1 protein-coding gene is annotated in these 515 nt (G+C 63.9%); it reads left to right on the top strand.

The features are described 5' to 3' along the window. On the top strand, positions 1-515 hold a 515-nt coding region (locus tag PI86_RS15125), incomplete at both ends, for an adenosylhomocysteinase (protein WP_039324080.1).

Here is a 515-nt window from a genome sequence, read left to right as displayed (position 1 = left end):
TCAAGCGCGCGACCGACGTGATGATCGCGGGCAAGGTCGCGGTCGTCGCGGGCTACGGCGATGTGGGCAAGGGTTGCGCGCAATCGCTGCGCGGCCTGGGCGCGACCGTGTGGGTTACCGAAATCGATCCGATCTGCGCACTGCAGGCGGCGATGGAAGGCTACCGCGTCGTGACGATGGAATACGCGGCCGACAAGGCCGACATCTTCGTGACGGCGACCGGCAACTACCACGTGATCAACCACGATCACATGAAGGCGATGCGCCACAACGCGATCGTCTGCAACATCGGTCACTTCGACTCGGAAATCGACGTCGCGTCGACCCGTCAGTACCAGTGGGAAAACATCAAGCCGCAGGTCGACCACATCATCTTCCCGGACGGCAAGCGCGTGATCCTGCTGGCCGAAGGCCGCCTCGTGAACCTCGGTTGCGCGACCGGCCACCCGTCGTTCGTGATGTCGAACTCGTTCGCGAACCAGACGCTCGCGCAGATCGAGCTGTTCGTGCGCGGC

The organism is Burkholderia sp. A9, assembly GCF_000801975.1.
This window is presented reverse-complemented; position numbering and strand designations above follow the sequence as displayed.